The organism is Litoribacter ruber, assembly GCF_018500185.1.
GTDB classification, from domain to species: domain Bacteria; phylum Bacteroidota; class Bacteroidia; order Cytophagales; family Cyclobacteriaceae; genus Litoribacter; species Litoribacter ruber.
In genome coordinates this window covers 402,078-422,359 of sequence record NZ_JAHBGI010000003.1, presented here as the reverse complement: position 1 = coordinate 422,359, position 20,282 = coordinate 402,078, and the positions used below count along the sequence as shown (strand labels likewise).

Below are 20,282 nucleotides of genomic sequence, written 5' to 3'. Positions count from 1 at the left end.
GTTTACCCTACATACATGAAGCTGAGATTACTGTTAGTATTGAGTTTTGTGCTACTTTTTGGTTTTACTCCTGAAACCAAAGCGCAATTTGACCGGGAGAGGTTCGGAAAAAACCGTGTTCAACATAAGAATATGGAATGGTCGTACTATTCTTCCAATAATTTTGAAGTTTACTATTACGACGGAGGCCAAGCCAAGGCCCGGATGGCGATTGACTATCTGGAATCCCAATTTGACCGGATCACCCAGATGATTGGGTATGTGGCTTACACCAAGCCGAAGGTCTTTATTTACAATTCGCGCGAAGACCTCCTTCAGAGTAATCTCAATCTCAACAAAAATGAATACACCGTAGATGGTCAAACCTATTTCAGCAAGCTTCTGGCTGAAGTCCCCTTCACAGGCCAATATCCCGAATTTAAGGAAGAGTTAATTTATGGGGTGTCCAAGGCCATCATCGAGGAAATGCTTTACGGCTCATCCATTGCCGATGCTTTCCAGTCCAATCTGATCAATAGTTTCCCGGAGTGGTTTGTAGATGGAGCAGCGCTTTATTTGGCAAAAGGTTGGAGCAGGGAGATGGATGATTTTGTCCGCCACTACCTTCACAACAATCCCCGGCCGCGAATGCACAGATTGAGGGATGAGGAAGCTGGATTGGTGGGGCAGTCCATTTGGAACTTCATCGTGGAAAAATACGGACGTAGATATATCTCCAGCATATTAAACCTCAGTAGGATCAACAGAAATGAGGAAAACAGTATTGCCAACACCATAGGGATCAACTACCGCAACTTTTCTGATCAATGGAGAGGGTATTATGTGGGACTGAACGAGCCGGTATTGTCAACTTTTAAAAGTATCAATGAGGATAAGGTAATAACCACCACCAGCCCCAGAAGGCAGGGCAGCATAAACGATGTGAAGTTCAGCCCTGACGGGAAAAACCTTGCCTATGTTCAGAACACCAACGGTAAATACAGGGTAGTGGTGCGTGACCTGAGTTCGGGAAGGGAAAGAGCCGTTTATAGGGGGGGATACAATGTGGACGACCAGCGGCCTAACTTCACTTCCCCAGTAATTGCCTGGAAGGATACCTTGAACTTAGCCATTGCAACTTTTAGAAGGGGAACCTCCACCTTGAGACTTCGCGCTATTGACGGCAGCGGTCAAGATAAAATCTTCCTGAGAAATCTTACCCAGATCTTGGATATAGACTTTAATTCCAATGGCCGCAACATGGTGCTTTCTGCCATTTCAAATGGCAAAACTGAAATCTATACTTTGAACATGAGAGGACAGGGGAGAAGGTTGACCAATGATGTGTTTGACAACATCAGTCCGGTATTTTTAAATGACAGCACGATAGTGTTTTCTTCCAATCGTACCGATTTGCCCGACAGTCTTTTGAATGAACGGATTTTTGATATTTCTAATTTAGCGGATTATTATAACCTTTTCCGAATTGACGTTGGCGATTCGGTGGTCACCACAAGACTGACGAATACCAATACTAAAAACTTTAGGCCAAAGGTACTCAATAGGAATTTTGTTTTGCATTTAAGCGACCAGAGTGGGATCATGAATGTGAGTAGGTATGGGTTGGGATCCTCGGTGTCCAGCCAGGTTTCCGCCTTCAACAAAAGCCTGATAGCATTTGACTATTCTCCCCAAACCAACCAGTGGGCCTATTCGGTACAGGATGGTATCCAAAGTAAGTTGGTGGTGGAGACATTTCCCAACCTAGACCAATTCACGCCTAGCACACCCAGGGTGCAATTGGCTCAGGCCAAGTTGCTAAACGAACGGACAGCTACCAGAAGAGATCGCAGGGAGACACCGGCCGAACGCCGAACCCAGCAAAGGGCGGTTCGACCAGATGAGGTGGTTACGGATACCATAACCCCAGCGCCTACAGTGGATATTAACCTTGACGATTTGCTGATTGGCGGCGGTGGTGTAGCTAGGGATACCGTGCCCACTACTCCACAAACTGGTACTATCAATACCGATAGGCTGCGGTTTGAAGGAAGAGGTGGGATAGATACAGATAATTATGTGTTTGATACGGTACCAGAAATCGATAGGTCAACACGCCTAGCAGGTGCAGGGAGAAGTTCAGCCTTGGATGCCTATAGGCAGCAGACCATGCAAAAAAGAGTGACCGGACCAAACACCTATGTGCCTAGATTTATTGCCAGCAGTCTGAATACCAATTTTGTTGTGGATCCGCTTCGTGGATTTGGGGTTAGCCTCAACGCCGAGATGACAGACCTTTTGGACAACCACGCCTTTAGAGGCGGAATCATGACCACCCTAGATTTCAGGTCTGGATCGGACGTGTTCTTTGAGTATGAATATCTCAAGCAGAGAATTGATGTAAGGGGAAGGTTTGATAGAAGGGCGGTATTGTGGTCTGAAGGAATTGAAACCTATCAGCGCTATGTACTGACCAAAACCGAGTTAGGATTTAGCTATCCTTTCACGGTTCACTCCAGGGTTATGTTGGCTCCTTTTGTGGCAAAAACTCAGTATTTCAATCTAAATCCGGATTCCATTATCAGGGGAGGGGAAGGAATGGAAAACAGGCTTGATATCAACTATGCGGGTGGTAGGGCTGAATTTGTGGTGGATAGAACCAACCAGCTGGGCTTGTATATGCAGCAAGGCTTCAAGGGTAAAATCGGGTTCGTCCACTACCAAGGCCTGAATGAAAGCCAGCGCTCTTTCAGCAATGCTTACCTGGACTTGAGAAATTACCAGAAGGTGTCCAAGAATATCACTTTGGCAACCCGTCTCTTTGCAGGCTCATTTTTTGGGAACAATCCGCAAACCTACATGGTGGGCGGAATGGACAACTGGCTCTTTAACCAGTTTTATGAACCTCCAGCCAATAGGCCAGAAGCCAGTCCAGTGAGGAACCCTACAGGAAGAGAAAATACCAACTTGCTGTTTGCTGAATTTGTGGATCTGAGGGGGTATGATTACGATGAGATCAGGGGGAATAATGTGATCACCTTTTCAGCTGAATTGAGAATCCCTATTTTCTCCTATTTATCAAGAGGGAATATAGCCTCTAATTTCGTGAAGAATTTCCAGCTTGTAGGTTTCTATGATGCGGGTTCATCCTGGAATGAAGCTGCGCCGTGGGAGAGAATCAATGATAGAAACACCGAGGTGATAGATACCGAAGGGTCACCTTTTAATATTACCGTCAACAATTTTAGCAATCCATGGCTGCAGAGTTATGGTGCTGGCTTGAGGACTGTTTTGCTCAATTATTATGTGAAATTTGATGTGGCCAGGCCTGTGAGGGATTATACTGTGGAGAGACCGAGATTTTATGTGACGTTGGGGTATAATTTTTAGAAGACGGAAGACGTAAGAAAAGTAGGCCACAAAGGCCACGAAGGGCACAAAGGGCACAAAATTAAAAAGAAGTAACAAAAGAGCCTCTTCACGGAAATAATTTGCAAAAAGATTAATTGGCCACAAAAGACACTTAGTGGAAAGGAAGTACACAAAGGCTTCATTGCGTAGAATTTGCAGAGTTACCATTTCGGGTATTCTTGACGGAAGACCGAATGATGAGAGAAAACATTAAATATTGAAATAAGAAAGTATGATTAAATCTATGACGGGCTATGGTGTGGCCAATCTTGAAAATGATGACTACATCATAAATGTTGAGGTCAAGACTTTGAACTCCAAGTTTTTGGATTTGTCCTTGAGGAGTCCGCGACAATTTAGCGATAAAGAATTGGAAGTAAGGAATGTCGTAAATGGCATTTTAGAAAGAGGCAAAGTGAATTTGACTATAGAATTTACGGCCAAAAAGAGCAACGAGCTGCCCGTTTCAATCAATGAGGAGCTTTTTGAAGCCTATTTCGAAAAGTATGCCACCATGGCCGGAAAGGTTGGGGTGGACAGTCCTGAGCTGTTTAAAATAGCCCTTCAGTCTCCGAATGTAACCTCAGTGCTAACTGAATCTGCTAGTGGGGACGGGGATTGGGAAGTGGTGAAAAGGGTGATGGTGGAGGCTTTGGAGCACTGCGATGAGTATAGAAAGGACGAAGGGGCAGTGTTGGCCAGAAAGATGGAAGAGAACATCAGCATCATCAGGGATGGACTGAAGAAAGTGGAAGTTGAAGACCCGATCCGAAAAGATAGGATTAAAGAGCGGATTAGAAATAACTTCAAGGAATTCTTGGACGAGAATTCATTTGACGCCAACAGGTTTGAACAGGAACTTATCTATTACTTTGAGAAGATTGATATCACAGAGGAAATCGTGAGGTTGGGCACCCACCTTGATTATTTTGACAAAATCCTATCAAGCGATAAGAGCCAGGGTAAAAAACTTGGTTTTATCAGTCAAGAAATCGGTAGAGAGATTAATACCATTGGATCGAAGGCCAATGATGCTTCAATTCAAAGACATGTGATCATCATGAAGGATGAGCTAGAAAAGATAAAAGAGCAGGCTTTGAATATCCTTTAAGGTAGAATAAGTGGTTGGAGGATTAAGGGGTTAAAATAAAAAAGGGACTTAGAAAAGTCCCTTTTTTATTTTGGTTTTGATTAGCTCAGTTTGAATCTGATCGGTAGTCTCATTTTTACCCTTACTGGTCTACCTCTCTGCTTACCAGGGGTCCATTTAGGTGCTGCTTTTACTACTCGGATAGCTTCCTCATCACAACCGCCCCCGATACCTCTTAGTACGTCAACGTCTTGGATTGATCCATCCGTGTTCACAACGAACACTACGTAAACAGTACCTTCAATACCCATTCTTCTGGCTTGGGTTGGGTATTTAAGGTTGCTGGAAAGATACTTGTTCCAACCTTCCATACCGCCCTGAGGCTGTGGTGGGTTCTCTACCACGTCAAAGATCTCATCAGCTTTCTCTTCAACTGGTGCGTCAGAGATTTCAACTTCCTTAATTACGGTCTCCTCTTTAACATCCACATCGAAGTTTACTTCGATCTTTTCTTCAATTTCAACCTCATCAGGGATCTCCTCGATGATAGGCTGCTCTACCGGTGGTGGCGGTGGAGGTGGCTGTTCCGTAATCGGAATATCTAGTAACTCCTCGAAATCATCGTCAATCGTGCCCAGATCCTTCAATGCTAGATCGTCATAAGACTTCCACTCAAAGGCTAACAGGACAAGACCAACACTGACCATAAGACCCAGATTCAGGAACATGCCCGATTTTCTGGTTAAGTCAGCCTTTTCTGTCTTTTTAGCTTCCATGTTAATTTCCTTATAAAGGTTTAAATAAGTTTACTTTAATGTTAAAGAGATAACAATTGTAACTATTTTATTTCACTTATACAAGCTTACTTTTACGCTTGTGCAAATAATAGAATAGAACGGCGCCAATTGTCACCCCGAGTATATTGAACAGGATATCCCAATAATCAAATGAGCGGCCCGGTACCAATCGCTGTATATACTCCACTAATATAGCAAAAACAACTATAACAACTAAGAAGTTCGGAATGTATTTGCTTTTTTTTATTCTTTTGTCCGTACGATCATTAAATACTCTTGACCAAAGAAAGGCCAAAACCATAAATAAACCAAGATGGACAAGCTTGTCCGCACCGGGAGGCTTGGGGACATCTGGGATAGATGAACCGGGTGTAAGCAACCCTATCAGCAATAGGATAGTCCAAGCCAGCGCCAGTAGCAGTCTGTTTTTCACTTATTGTCCCAATAGTTCTCCGTACTCCTCGGAAGAAAGTAGGTCTGACGGAAGATCGCCATCCATTTTCACTTTGATCATCCAGCCTGCACCATATGGATCTTCGTTGACCATTTCAGGGCTGTTTTCAAGTTCTTCGTTGAATTCTAGGATTTCACCAGATAGGGGCATAAATAAATCCGAAACAGTCTTTACCGCCTCTACTGTACCAAACACCTCACCGTGCTCAATAGTTTCACCGACAGTTTCAACCTCTACATATACAATATCGCCCAATTCTCTCTGCGCAAATTCGGTGATGCCAATTGTAACAGTGTCGCCTTCAATTTTTACCCACTCGTGATCTTTAGTGTACTTTAGTTCTTTTGGGAAGTTCATAAAATTTTGTTTATACCTGTCCAAAAATACAAGCTTTCGTTTAATGAAAAAACCTATTGGGATAAATTAAATCGTAATTGTCCACCAAAGGCGGTGGAGCTTCTACGAAAGGCTGTGGAAACCTTTGGGTCATTGATAGTTTTGTCAAAATACAGGGTTACGCGCAAATTTTGATTTATTAAGTAACCTATGGTAGGTCTAATCTGAAAATTGAGGTTTCCGTTGGTCAAGGTGCTCACTTCTTCGATTTTCCGCTGAATCGTTTGGGTATCCACGATCCTGGTAGATAGCCGGATTTCCAAGTCATTGTCTAGTACTTCCTGCTGCCCTCGGATTTTGAAGGGGATGCGGACACCAGCCTTGGTATAACCTAAGTCAAACCTGAAATCCTTGCTACTCTGCTCCGTCACCTGGGCATTGGAGAAATTAAGGCCTATATTCCGCTCGGTATTGTATTCGAATCCGATATTCATCCTGTCTTTAGTCAAAAGATTGACACCTATTAGCGGTGCAAATCTTTCCGATACCACGATTTGGTTCATGATAAATACGGGAATAAACTCCCCGAATTCGTTGGTCAAGGATGCAGCTGGGAATTGATGGACCGTATTATAAAGTTCCAAACCATTTTGGTAAAGCAAGCTGTTGGAGAAATTGCTGACATCATAGCTTGATGTATAATTATGCGTCAGGTTGATGCTGGAGAAATATTCCTGCAAAGCCGGGATCCTGCCCAGTCCACGGTATTCCACTCTCCAGTTGGGTATAGGAATTTTAGGGAAAGGGGAGAGTCCGATATCGTTAACATCCTGACCAGAATAGGCGGCAAGGAAGGATGGGATCAAAACATCCTGACCGTTGAGTTGGTACTCTCCGGCAGGGTTTTGGGCTGCCAGCCTTTGCTGAATCACAGAGCGGTATTCTTCAAATCTCCTAAACAAAGGACTGTTGTTTTGCCTATCATCACTCGCAAAAGCAGTCCGAATCAAACTGTAACTTATGCTATATGCACCTATTCTGTTTGGATTGATGGATAAATATTCGTTGTCAAAGAGTTCATCCCTTCTGAAAATCTCATTGTATTCACCCATTTCTCTTTTTCTTGCGTCCAGGTTTATTCTAAAATCCCTTATGGGTTCTATTAAGGCATTCACCTGGAGGTTTATCGTTTGACTCTGCCTAAATGTCTGAGTTAACTCAGTACTAGGGGCCAAGAGTCCCTGATTGGCCAAATCATACCTTACCATCGGATTTTGGGAGCCCATCACAAAACCAAGCCCCGGGTTCAAGAAGCTTCTGTCCATGCCGAAAAGCCCCGTGTTTTCCATGTATCCTGGCAGGAATGTGCCTTCCACAATTCCATAGCGGAAATTGACTTCTTTTACCATCATGGCAAATTTGAGCAGGCTGTTCACAGGGCTTTCCGGCGAGGAGGTTTCCTCCTGTCTTTGCCTACCTGGAATGGTAGGCCGCCTGGGTGCGGTTACTTCCCGCAGTCGCTTGTTTTTGCTGTACAGCTTCGCAAAATCCAGTTTCCCGTTGACACTTCGGTCACGGGTGTTTTGGATCACATTTCCCAAGGTATCCCTTTGTCCTATGGCTCCAGTAAACCAAGCGTAGGTGGCCTCATACCGAAGGTCGGCTTTGATCCAGTCTGTGGCAGGTAGTTTATCCAGAGGCACGGCATAATTCAGCGTGGCCTGGTGGTGGTAATTGGTAGTCCTGCCCAGTCTGAATGCATTTAAGCGGACTGAATCCATCTTGGCCTGGGTATTCAAATCCCCTTCAGGTTCATCTACCACGGCATTGATGCGGCTATTAAAGTCGAAGCGGAGATTGTTAGTCAAATCCCAGTTTAGACCATAAAAACGGTTGATGAAAAAGCTTTTTTGGAAGAGTGGATCTACTCCTTCAGTTGTCAGCCTATCATTTCTATACTGGGTGCGCATAAAGCTTCTATCCACATCTAACCTGGCCGTAAGCATTGAAGGGGTGAGGTTTAGATTGAAATCTCGGATGAGCTGCAGGTGCTTGCTGCTTAGAAAACCCATGTTTTTGAACGGTTCAATGACCACCGGGGTGGGCTGGAAGTTGTATAGGATGTTTCCGCGATAGGTTTCCCAATCATAGCTTTCCGTACGGATATTGGTTTGCCTCACTGTTCCGAAAGAGTAGGAAAAAGCCAGGTTTTCCAGGTCATAGAAACGGCTTTTGGAATCCTCGTTCCGTTTGAGTTTCCTGACGTTATTGAAAGAAATGTTTCTTCGCTTGACCTGATCAAGAACCAGCTGCCTATAGGCTTCCCTTTCTTCCTCGGTTTGGAATTTGGAGAGGGCTAGTTCAAAAGGAACATCGGCATTGAGAGGATCAAATTCTGGTGTGGTGGTGGTGTTTTCCATGCTGATGTACATGGGTACACTAATACCCAAGCCTTCCGGCAGTATTTTGTCCACATTCACATTAGCTGAAATGTCATATTGGGTCGTGGATTCCCTTGCCCTTTGGGAAAGTCTAGTTTCCAAGCCGCCAAAGCCAAAAGTATTGTGGCGAATAGAGGAGCTGATCACCGCCACATCGGCAAGTTGGGCGTTCATTCTTGCATTGGCGGCCCAGCCTGAGCTTCTGTTGAAGTCCGTAACCCTCAACTCATTGGCCCAAATACAAATGGAACGGCTGGCACCCCCCGTGGAGCCAGGATTTTTGATACCTATCATCATCCCCTGTACAAAACTCAGTTCTGGACGTCCGATCACAGTCACACGGTATTGTCTTATCTGGGCAGTAAAAGGCAGGTTTTGCGGAACACGCTGTTGGTCACGCTCGGCTTTTACGCCCACTATTTCATTAATGGCAATGTCAATTTCATTTTCCAAAGGCCAAATTTGCCGTGGGTCTCTTGTCCCTCGCGGAGTAAGCATCAGTGGCACCTCAATCTCATAATAGTTGTCAGTGTAGTCGGTTCCCAACCTAAGGAAAGCTGTAATTTCACCGTTTTCAGCATCATCACTGTCAGCATGAAGAAACATTTTCAACCTTCCGTACTGGACAAGGTCCTCATTTACATTTTTGAAAACCGCCCGTGCATCTCTAGCGGCAAGGTTGTCCACGCAAAGCTGCAAGGACTGCTCGTTCAGCTGCCTTTCCACCGTGGAGGTATTGTCCCTGTCCCTCGTGAAACCCGGAGGTAGCACATAGGGGCTCATGTTTTCGCTGCCCTGACCGTTTTCCTCGATATTCACCACGCCAACTCTGAAATTGGACAAGTCCGGCTCAGGAATTTCAGCGAAGCCTCTCTGAAAAAGTGATTCCTCGAAAGTTCTCCACTGGCTGCCCACCAGTTGGAATTTGGTCATTCTCAATACCACAGGTTGCTCGAAATCCGTCAGGTAAGTTCTCATAAACCTGATGGACTTGAACCCTGAAATGTCTCCCTGGGTGCGGTGCGGTTGGCGAACCGGAATACGGAAAAGATACCAGTTAACCGACTCCCCATTTTCGATGTGGGTCACTTCATCCACGATATAATTTCGACCAGGCCGCATTTCGGATGGGCGCAGTTCCAAGCTATATTCGTAGTAGCTTTCTACCTCATTGATGGTGTTGTCATTGTTTAGATCCTCATTGTCTGGCACGTTGCTTCCTGAAGGGGTATACGGCAGGTTTACATTGGAAGTGATGGGGGTATTGCCTTCCATACCGTTAAACTTCTTGTAACGCTCGAGAATTTTGACATCATTTTGGTCAAAGTTGTTATCAAGATAATATTGGAAGTCATCGGCGGATGGATCCTGGATGATTTCCTGCAAAGCCTCTCCAGCCACACTCAATCGGTTGATAAAACGGTCGGCAAAGAATGCGGCTTCTTCTTCACTGCTAAGTCCATCCAGACCCACGTCTTGATTTTCCCGCGCTTCTGGGGAATTGTCAAACGCCGGTGTGAGGAATTGTTGTCTTGTGATCCGACCCCATTCATTTACCACTGTTTGCGATTGATCGCCATCCTCTGGAAGGCCATTTTCGAAGGCATGACGTCCATCACGGATAATGTCTTCTGACACTTCACCAAGGTTGAACACCAATCGGCCACCTGTGGTGTTGTTCTCATTAAAAATACCATCCAGCACTCTACCATTTTCACCCCCAATGAAGGGATCCATCAACCAGAACTCAATATACTCAATATTGGTCCGGTCAAAATCTACCTCTGAGGTAATAGCTCGGGTGATACCCCCATAATTCTGCCTTGGATTGGGCAATAGGCCATCAGGGGTAAGGCTTGTATTGTAATTATACATCCCTCTCTCATGGGGGAAATAGGCCATTTCAAAAAGGGGCTCTGGGGTAATGATAACATCCCTAAATCTCTCCCTAAATATCTCTTGAGGGATTACTCTTCTGACATAATGGTTTTGCCTATCCTGGCGGGTAATATTGGAAGGAACACCAGGGCCTGATTCTCTATAAAAGACGTTATCTATGGTGTACCAAGCCAAGCGGGCTCTTCTGTAGGCATTGCCAAGTCGGTCCTCAGATTGGAAGCTGAGGTCAAACCGGTTGTCGTCAGTGGCAGGAGTGGCTGCCAGGCTCCAGCTTTGGGGGTTGGCTCCCAAGCTGAATGGAGTTACTGCATTTTCAAAATCGTCAATGTATGAAGTCCCTTCACCGTTTACCTGATTGGATGTGCCAGGGAGCAGCTGGGCAAATTCCCCGCTGAATTGGAACAAGGACTTTTCCTTGGTATTAGTAAACGGTAATGCGTCAGTAAGTTTGGTCAAAAACCTAGATTCATCACTATAATTCACATCCAATCCCCACATGCTGTTACGGATAGTCTCGTTGCCGGTGGCGATCCTGGTGATGTTGGGGCGTTCGTTAAGGTATAAAAAGGTACCCCCCAAAGTTAGGTTATCATTGAAAATATAATCAAATCTTGTACCCAGCAAACTTCGTGTCTGGAAGCTTACCAGATCGGCTTTTTCAAAACTGATGGTAATCCTCTTTCCTGAAGCCAAAATGCCTTCATTGATAATGATTACCCGTCCAATATTATAATCAACGGTATAATCCACCCCTTCGGTCAATGGTATATTTCCCGCCTGCACCAATACCGACCCCTCGGAAATATTTAAGCCGGGCAGCATGATTTCAGATGCTGACCCGGCATTTAAGCTGCCGACAATGAAATATTTATTGAGTCTAGTCACCAATTCCGCATCAGCTTGAGTGGTGCGGTACAAGGTGTCAAAAACATATTTGTCAACCAGATTTGCCTCGCCTGGTTCGAAAAAACTCTCCAGCCTCTGGCCAAAAGGTTCCAAAACGGGAAAAGCCATAAGACCCCGTTCGGGCATTATGGTCAGGCCAGGCACAAAGTCAAAGTTGCCATCCGGTTGGGGGTCATTTTGGGGGTTGAGGTTATCCAGTCCGGTTAACCGGATAAGCGGTCTATCCCGCACATTTTGCCCTTCCAGTAAGCTGGGGTTATCCAGACCGGTTCGGTCATCTCGGTAGATTACCTGGAGTTGGAAACCTTCCCGCTGGATTTGGTTGGCGTTCAGGTTATAGATGTTTTTCATCATCAGATCCCACGTAGGCAATCTGGTGTTGATGCTTGCAGGGCGGAGCATCTTTAGGAATAGAACTTCGTTTTCTGGCCTGTTTTGGTAATCTTCACTCAGTTCACCCACCTTATAGGACCTGCCATTATAGGTGTATTCGTAGGATACAGCCACTACCTCATCGTTTTGAAGCTTTCTGAAAAGCGAGAGATATCCCAACTCTCTGTGGAAGGTGAATTCTGTTTGGGCAAGTTTCCTTGCCCCATTGATCTGTACAAAGTCGGTTCCTCTAGTCAACCCAAGACCGCTTTCGATTGCCTGACCGGCATTGTCAAATGAACGGTAGGCACCATTTCGGGTAAGGTTGTTGAAAAGGTTGTTGGCATCATTGGAGTTAGGGGAGGAGGAATTGCCCGTTCCGATGTTTGGATTGTCGGGACGGTGGATCCTTTGACCCTCTGCAAGGTCGGTAAAAGCTATGAAATTCCTCAACGTTTCCGTGTTGTTTGCCCGGTTCATGATGTAAACTTCCACACGGGTGATGTTTACTCCTGAAAGTACCTGAGGTAAACCTCTGAGCCACCTTTCATAATTGTCCCTAAAGAAATGCCCTAGGAAAAAGTGTCTATTTTCATCATAATCTGAAGCTCTCAGTTCAAATGGCCGCCCTTGGTTTCCCCCTTCCAATACAATCTCATCCCTACGTCCCCTTTGGGTAGAGGCTACGGTAGTCATGAAAAGTTTACCGAACTGCAGTTGGGATTTGACGCCAAAAAGGTTTTGTGCACCTTGGATCAAGCTATTTTGAACCGGCATGCTGACATTACCGATTTCGATGGACTTCACAATATCTTCCTCAAAGCCAGTATATTCCACTTTCAGTTGGTTCTGAAAATCAAATGAGTTGTTGGAGTCGAAATTTGCCCCGATTCTCATCTTTTGGCCCAAGGTTCCATTGACCGCCATCTGGATCTGCTGGTCAAAGTTGAAGCCCCCGTTTCTCTGCTGCCGGATGGGGATGGCAGGGTTGTCGATTCTTCTGTAAATCCCGCCAAAGTCCAGGTTGACGTTTCCGTTGGGAACAATGTTGATCTCATTTCCCCCAAACAACCTGTCAAAAGTAGGGCTGACGGTCATAGGAGGGATAAGGCCTCTTCCACTGACGGCACTTTCCCCATCTTGGCCTCGGGAACGGTTTCTCCAATATTCCTGCCTGATCCTTAGCTCCTGCATTTTGGAATAATCATCAAAATCCAAAGTGTATCCTGGACCAACCATTGTTGAATCCACTTGATCCATAATCCGGTACCTCATGGTGGTGTCCATTTCTACCTGCACTTCTCTCTGGGTAGGGGGGGCAAGTAGAAAAGGCGATTGCCTTCTCATCAAGGGATTTTGAGGAGGAAATAGGGGATTGGTATTAAAATTGTTCCATAACAGGAATGACGGCTGTTGTTGCCGTTGAATGAGGCTGTCCAACCTTGAAGGTAAAGTATCCGTAGGAATAGTATCTTGAGGAATAATGACAGGGCCTTGTTGGGCGTGTCCGGAACTTACAGGTAAAAAAAATACGAGCAACAGCAAGATGTACCCTGCTGTTGAAAAATGGATTCGGGTTAAACTCGAAAAATAATATGAGTTATTAAAAATCAATCGTACTCTCCAAGATTATGTGGACTTTAAAGATGCCTTAATTAATTCTTCCAAAGAAATATCTGGGCCGGTTTTTTTTAAGATTTTGTCAATATTTTTTTCGGCGGTCGCTTTCGGAAAACCTAACGTTATCAATGCTTGCAACGCTTCTTTTTTGATTTTATTGCCACTATTTAGGAATCCAGTACCAGTTATTGGCGCATCCCCTAAAGCGTCTCTCTTTATCTTGTCTTTTAGTTCTAATACAATTCTTTGAGCCGTTTTGGCACCGACACCTTTAACCCGTTGGATGGTTTGATGGTCGCCATTGGCTATCGCATATTCAAGTTCTTCAGAATGAAGAGAAGACAGAATCATCAGGCCGGTATTGGGGCCGACGCCACTGATCGATATTAGCAGAAGAAACAGCTTCTTTTCTGCCTCTTCCTTAAAACCATACAGAACTTGGGCGTCCTCTTTGACATGCAAATAAGTGAGGAGCAAAATTTGCTCCTCATCTTTAATTTTTGAATATGTAGTAAGGCTAATCTTTACCTCGTAGCCGATCCCGTTGACATCTATGATGACAAACGTGGGATCCTTGTAGGCAAGTTTGCCTTTCAAATATGCAATCATGATTGATTTTGTGTTTGGGCATCCACTACTGCTATTGCCACCATGTTTACGATATCACGGATAGAGCTTCCCAGCTGAAGGATGTGTACAGGTTTGTTCATACCCAAAAGGATTGGTCCGATTGCTTCAGCATTTCCGAGTTCGGAAAGTAGCTTGTAAGCAATGTTACCAGCACTTAGGTCAGGAAACACCAGGGTGTTAGCCTTTTTCTGTGCCATTGCACTGAAGGGATAGTTTTCCTGTTGGATTTCCTCGTTGATGGCTACGTTGGCCTGCATTTCACCCTCGATGATCAAGTCTGGGAACTGCTCCTTAGCCATTTTGGTGGCCAGTGCAGTTTTGGTAGGCACATCACCTTTGGCAGAACCAAAGTTAGAATAGGATAGCACCGCAACTCTTGGCTCAATATCGAAGAATCTAACCGCATTGGCGGTCAAACCGATGATTTCTACAAGTTCATGTGCAGATGGATTTACATTTACCGTAGTGTCAGCAAAGAAGTAAGGACCTTTGTTGGTGTTCATAATGTACATGCCCGCTACCCTGTCCACGCCTTCTTTTACTCCAATTACATGAAGGGCAGGAAGGATGGTTTTTGGATAGTCTTTGGTAAGACCTGAGATCAAAGCATCAGCTTCTCCCATTTCCACCATCATGGCCCCGAAGTAATTCCTCTCCCTCATCAGCTTTTTGGCCTCATGGGGGGTGATGCCTTTTCGCTTACGTTTTTCATAAAGAATTCTGCTGAAATGGTCGATTTTGGCATCATCCTCAAATGGATCGATAATCATGGCATTTTGTAAGTCCAGTGAATGCTCCTCAATCAGCTGCTTGATTGTTGTACTGTTACCCAAAAGTACTGGGATGGCAATATTCTCATCTTGAATAATTTGGGCAGCCTTAAGGATCTTGATGTTATCAGCTTCGGCAAATACAATGCGTTTAGGGTTTTTCCGCGCCCTAGAGATAACTCTTGACATCAATCGTTGGTCGATACCGATTCTTTCCTGAAGTTCAAGTTCGTAAGCTGTCCAATCCTTAATTGGGTTTTTGGCTACACCTGAATCCATAGCGGCTTTGGCTACGGCAGGGGCGATGGTGGTGATCAACCTTGGGTCAAGCGGCTTGGGAATGAGGTACATAGTACCAAAGCTAATTTTGCTGTCACCATAGGCCTTATTTACAATATCCGGAACAGGCTCCTTGGCTAATTTAGCGATAGCTTTAGCTGCAGCCAATTTCATTTCTTCATTGATTGCAGTGGCTCTCACGTCCAGTGCCCCACGGAAAATGTAAGGGAAGCCCAATACATTGTTCACTTGGTTAGGGTGGTCGGATCGGCCTGTAGCCATGATGATGTCCTCGCGTGCCTCGATGGCCAATTCGTAGGGAATCTCCGGGTTAGGATTGGCTAATGCAAATACAATGGGATTTGGTGCCATTTGGCGAATCTGATCTTGAGAAACAATGTTTCCGGCGGAAAGACCAAGGAATACGTCCGCATCATTCAATGCATCTGTCAAAGTATTTATGTCCCTGCCAGTGCTGAATTCCTGCTTGATGGTATCCAATCCCTGACGGTCGTTACGGATCACACCTTCTTTGTCACACATGACCACGTTTTCTCTCTTCACGCCCAGTGACATGTAAAAACGGGTACAAGAAACAGCGGATGCTCCTGCACCGTTTACGACCAATTTGATATCTTCGATTTTCTTGCCTACCAGTTCAAGGGCGTTCAATAAGGCTGCTCCTGAGATGATGGCTGTGCCGTGCTGGTCATCATGCATCACAGGAATCTTCATCTGCTCCTTGAGGGTTTGCTCAATCACAAAACATTCCGGTGCTTTGATGTCTTCAAGGTTTACCCCACCAAAAGTGGGCTCAAGGGACTTGATGATCTGGATAAGTTTTTGAGGATCTTTTTCGTCGATTTCAATATCGAATACATCGATACCGGCAAATTTCTTGAACAAGACGCCTTTACCCTCCATTACAGGCTTGGATGCTTCGGGACCTATATCCCCCAGACCTAGTACTGCGGTACCGTTGGAAATTACGGCAACCAGGTTGCCTTTGGCAGTATATTTATATACGTTTTCTTTATCTTCAGCAATTTCGTTGCAAGGTTCCGCCACGCCGGGGGAGTAAGCTAAAGCCAGATCCAACTGGCTTGATAGGGGTTTGGTGGGGATTACTTCAATTTTGCCTGCCTTACCCTGGGTGTGGTAATTAAGGGCATCTTCTTTTCTGATTTTAATAGCCATAAAAGGTTTGTTGGTTTGTGCTGCTTAATCGGCCTCTTCCTCATTGGGAAATTCAGTGGCCAACAATATGGTTTCGATCTCTCTCAACGACTCCCTGTGGGCTTCGTTGGGATAATAGACAAAACCCTCCATATAATAGATCTTCCCTTTTTTCTCATCCACCACAATGTAGCTCAAAAATGAGCCACCCATGCTGTAGGTGTTGGTTCGCCAAGAGCCTCTCATTTCCACAGCATAATTGCCTTGGATGTTGAAATTGTTGAACAGCGGTGGTTCCTCACGGCGCTCGGTGACCAAATAGGATTCCCTGTTATTTGGGTCCCCAAAGATATGGTTTCTAGTAATGCTATTCCTAAATTCGACCAGATTTTCTGGGAATAATTGGTCTTCTGACTTATAATCCGTCTGGTAGAAAAACAGACTGATGTCAGGCCTGTCAGCTGTAGGGGTGGGTTGCCTGGCCCATATAAAATTGTTCTCATCCTTTACCAACTGGTAGGATGCCGGGATGTTGAGGTTGATGTCAAACTTGTCCTGCCCCAGTCTCGAAAGCTCCCCGCTTTTTCTCTTTAATATTGTTCTACCTAGTCTTTCCCTTTCTCTTACCTGAAAAAGGTTCTGCAGCTTGGATTTGTTTTCCCGCAAATTTCTTATCAAATCATTCTCAGTGGTTCCAAATAGATAAAGCACTTCCTGACCCACTGCAAACTCATCCTTACTTCTAAGCATGAACATGGTTGGATCATCGGCTACCATTTGCCTGGATTCCTCATTGAACTGTTGGTTGATTTTTTGGCTACCACCGCTTCTATCATCAAAAGAAGTTACATACACGATGTTATTGGCCAATTTGAGCATCCTGGTGATGGATCTGGGGTCCACTCTTCGGACTGAAAACAGTCTTTCAGACCTCATGATACCTTTTATGTCTTCTTGGAAAACTTCTCTTACTGCTTCCCCGGCAGGGCCCTGCCATTTGGTGGAGTCAATTACGACTAGTATTTCTCCTATGGCACCACGGGCTTTTGGTTTATTGGATGAGCCGTTGCCCCCTTCGTCATCTCCTTCACATGAAAATATAAACAAAGCAGATGCAATGAGCGAAAGGCTCAGGATTATTCTTCTTAATATCATTTTGAGTATAAATGGATGATTAACCCTACAATTTAAGCAAATTTTAAATTAAGGGAAAATGGCAGGCTTAATAAATTAGTTAAATGATCTTAATTAACCAATGATAAGCTTTTGGCCCGGTTTGATAGAATTGTTGTTCAGATTGTTGAGCTTCTTGATCTGGTCAATGGTGACCCCATCAAGCTTGCGGGAAATCAGCCATAATGAGTCCCCAGGCTGTACGGTGTAGGTTTTGGAGGAAGCGTCAAAAGCATTGCTCGAGGAGCTGCTCGTTGGCGTTTCGCTGCTTGCCAGATTTCGGCTGAAGGCAGTATTGCCTTTTGGATAAATATAAAGCACCTGGCCTATTCGTATTGTGTTGGAAGAAAGGTTGTTCCAGTTTTTCAGATTGGTAACGGTTACACCATGGTTCTGTGCTATTTTTCCTAAAGCATCCCCAGATTTCACACGGTAGGCTACTCTGTCGTTGGTCAGAGAGGATTGTGGGGTGTAATCAGATTCCTTGATGGCTACAAGCCTGGCAGTGGGGATATTTAGGCTATCACTGATCCAGTGTTGGTTTTCGGCGATGTACTGGGCCTTTGCCTTTGGAACTTTTAAAGCAAAATGCTTGTGGCTTTCTGGGATTCTTCGATCAAGAATGGATGGATTCAGATGGTCCAAATCTTCAATACAAATGCCTGTGATTCCGGCAAATTGTTCCAAATCCATGGACTTCTCAAATTTGATGCGCTCAAAGGCAATAGGGAATGCAGCATCTTCCAAAATCAAATTATGGTCATCTGCATGGCGAAGGACATACATCATGGCTTGGAATTGGGGTACATACCCACGGGTTTCTTTCGGAAGGAAGTCATATACACCCCAGAAGGTGGTTTTTCCTCCTGATTTTCTGATGGCTTTTCTTACATTTCCAGGGCCACAGTTATAGGCAGCAAGGGCAAGCTCCCAGTTGCCAAACATTTTGTGTAGTGATTTTAAATACTTTGCGGCCGCTTCGGTGGACAGCTCGGGATCCATGCGTTCATCGATATCTTGCGTAGCATGCATGTTGAACATTCTGCCGGTGGCTGGCATAAACTGCCATAAACCCATTGCGCCAACTCTGGAGCGGGCTTTTGGGTTGAGCCCGGACTCGATGATAGCCAAAAACTTGATGTCGTCAGGCATATTGTGACGGGCAAGGGCTTCTTCAAAAAGGGGGAAATAGGTGTCCTTTCTCTCAAGGACCATTTTGGTGTAAGAACGGTTTCTTACCGTAAAGTAATCAATGAACCCATAAATCCTTTCGTTCAACTCGAAGGGCATATCCGTGTCCATTTTCTTGATTTTTTGTTTTACCTGATCATAGGTAAAGTCCGGTATATGCTCGTAATCATATACCGGATATATCATTTCCTCTTCCTCCTCAGGCTCGGATTGGTTAAGGATTTCCAACAATTCCTGACTATGTGCCTTAGAAAAATAAATGGCGTTTAGCAATAAGCCTAAAACGAAGATTTTAAACAAATTTTTCATAATCAGTACTGTGTTAATTTAATTCGAAGCTGACAAATACTCTGCAAATGCATATAAATCTGCCTCTTTGAAGGAGTTGGCCATTATCTGAAGCCCAATCGGAAGGCCTTTTTCATCCTTGCCATTGGGAATGGATATGGCTGGCACTCCTGAAACAGATGCCTGTACGGTAAACAAATCCTCCAAATACATGGCTACAGGGTCATTGCTATGCTCGCCAAACTTAAACGCCGTGGTAGGCGTAGTCGGCATAATGATGTAGTCATATTTATTTAAGAGGTCCTCCGTAAAATTCTTAATCAATCGTCTAACTTTCTGCGCCTTGGTAAAATAGGCGTCATAATAGCTAGCACTCAAAACAAAAGTCCCTAACATAATACGTCTCTTGACTTCCTCTCCAAACCCTTCTGATCTGGTTAACTTGTACATACTCTCCAAGTTGTGAGCGTTAGGAGTTCTGTAACCAAATTTCACGCCATCAAATCGCGAAAGGTTAGAACTTGCTTCTGCAGTAGTCAAAATATAGTAAGTCGGCAACACATAATCAAGCAAAGGGAAGTTTACTTCATCCACTTCATGCCCTTCTTTTTTCAACCTATCAAGTACTTCCAGGGTGTTTTCCTTGATTTTAGGTTGTAAAGCGCTGGAATTGATGGTTTCTTTGAGATAGGCGATTTTTACAGGCTTTCCGAAATGCAATAATTCGCTGTAATTAGGAACAGGTTTTCTGGAAGCGGTGCTGTCAAAATCATCCGGTCCGGCGATGGTTTCCATCACGCGGGCATTGTCCTTGACATTGCGGCTAAACACGCCTATGGTGTCAAAAGAAGAGGCATAAGCTATCAGGCCATGTCGGGAAACACGGCTGTAGGTTGGCTTGGTGCCCACCAGCCCGGTGAAGGCGGCAGGTTGCCTTACCGATCCACCAGTGTCGGTGCCCAGGGATACGGTACAAAGGTTTGCCTGAACGGCTACAGCTGATCCACCGGAAGAACCCCCAGGGACCCTGGTGTTGTCCAGGTCATTAAGCACTTTGCCGTGAACGGTGTTTTCATTGGAAGAGCCCATGCCAAACTCATCACAGTTCAGGCGGCCGATGATAATGGCATCCTGGTCGATAAGTCGCTGAACGGCTGTGGAGGTAAACTGGGATTCAAAGCCCTCAAGAATTTTGCTGGAAGCATTGACCGTGTGTCCTGCGAGGCAGAGCACATCTTTGATGCCCAATACCATACCAGCCAGTTTTCCGGCTTTCCCAAGTGCAAGTTTTTGGTCAATCTCTTCGGCTTTTTGCAAAGCGGATTGCTCATAAACTTCAACGAAGGCGTTGAGATGCGCCTTCGTTTTAATATTGTTGAGGTAATAATTGACAATCGATTTGCAATCGGTTTCCCGATTTTCTAACGATTTCTTTATTTCGTCAAATGAAAGAAATTTTTCCAATGTATG

General features: G+C 44.8%; 11 protein-coding genes. 2 read left to right on the top strand and 9 right to left on the bottom strand.

Going from position 1 to position 20,282, the window contains the following annotated elements; all coding sequences use genetic code 11:
• Positions 1–15 precede the first annotated feature (15 nt).
• Together KIH41_RS06260 and KIH41_RS06255 are read left to right on the top strand one after the other, a co-directional pair.
• Complete coding sequence (locus tag KIH41_RS06260; RefSeq protein WP_214161874.1) at positions 16–3,369, top strand: PD40 domain-containing protein; 3,354 nt, start codon at positions 16–18, stop codon at positions 3,367–3,369.
• A 253-nt stretch (positions 3,370–3,622) separates the two neighbouring features.
• Positions 3,623–4,501, top strand: coding sequence for a YicC/YloC family endoribonuclease (locus KIH41_RS06255; RefSeq protein WP_214161873.1), 879 nt, complete (start codon positions 3,623–3,625; stop codon positions 4,499–4,501).
• A gap of 80 nt (positions 4,502–4,581) precedes the next feature.
• On the opposite strand, the gene KIH41_RS06250 is transcribed toward KIH41_RS06255, so the two are convergent.
• The 9 genes from KIH41_RS06250 to gatA form a co-directional block, all read right to left on the bottom strand.
• Complete coding sequence (locus KIH41_RS06250) at positions 4,582–5,256, bottom strand: energy transducer TonB (protein WP_213943828.1); 675 nt, start codon at positions 5,254–5,256, stop codon at positions 4,582–4,584.
• Positions 5,257–5,332: 76 nt separating this feature from the next.
• On the bottom strand, positions 5,333–5,710 hold the full coding sequence (locus KIH41_RS06245) for a VanZ family protein (protein ID WP_317194926.1): 378 nt from the start codon (positions 5,708–5,710) through the stop codon (positions 5,333–5,335).
• The gene (gene gcvH, locus KIH41_RS06240) at positions 5,711–6,088 is read right to left on the bottom strand and encodes a glycine cleavage system protein GcvH (protein WP_213943829.1); all 378 of its coding nucleotides are present in this window, start codon (positions 6,086–6,088) and stop codon (positions 5,711–5,713) included. It abuts the gene before it with no gap.
• Between the two features lie 53 nt (positions 6,089–6,141).
• Positions 6,142–13,032, bottom strand: a complete 6,891-nt coding sequence (gene sov / locus KIH41_RS06235) for a T9SS outer membrane translocon Sov/SprA (protein WP_246538988.1) — start codon at positions 13,030–13,032, stop codon at positions 6,142–6,144.
• Between the two features lie 282 nt (positions 13,033–13,314).
• The gene (ruvA, locus tag KIH41_RS06230) at positions 13,315–13,914 is read right to left on the bottom strand and encodes a Holliday junction branch migration protein RuvA (RefSeq protein ID WP_213943830.1); all 600 of its coding nucleotides are present in this window, start codon (positions 13,912–13,914) and stop codon (positions 13,315–13,317) included.
• Positions 13,911–16,181, bottom strand: coding sequence for an NADP-dependent malic enzyme (locus KIH41_RS06225; protein WP_214161872.1), 2,271 nt, complete (start codon positions 16,179–16,181; stop codon positions 13,911–13,913). The genes ruvA and KIH41_RS06225 overlap by 4 nt, the downstream gene beginning before the upstream one ends.
• 24 nt (positions 16,182–16,205) lie before the next feature.
• Positions 16,206–17,315 carry a DUF4837 family protein gene (locus KIH41_RS06220; RefSeq protein ID WP_214161871.1) on the bottom strand — a complete coding sequence of 370 codons (1,110 nt, stop codon included), beginning with the start codon at positions 17,313–17,315 and terminating at the stop codon, positions 16,206–16,208.
• 93 nt (positions 17,316–17,408) lie between these two features.
• Positions 17,409–18,833, bottom strand: a complete 1,425-nt coding sequence (locus tag KIH41_RS06215; RefSeq protein ID WP_213943833.1) for a lytic transglycosylase domain-containing protein — start codon at positions 18,831–18,833, stop codon at positions 17,409–17,411.
• Between the two features lie 18 nt (positions 18,834–18,851).
• Positions 18,852–20,276 (bottom strand): Asp-tRNA(Asn)/Glu-tRNA(Gln) amidotransferase subunit GatA, encoded by a 1,425-nt coding sequence (gene gatA, locus KIH41_RS06210; protein ID WP_214161870.1) that lies wholly within the window; start codon positions 20,274–20,276, stop codon positions 18,852–18,854.
• Positions 20,277–20,282 lie beyond the last annotated feature (6 nt).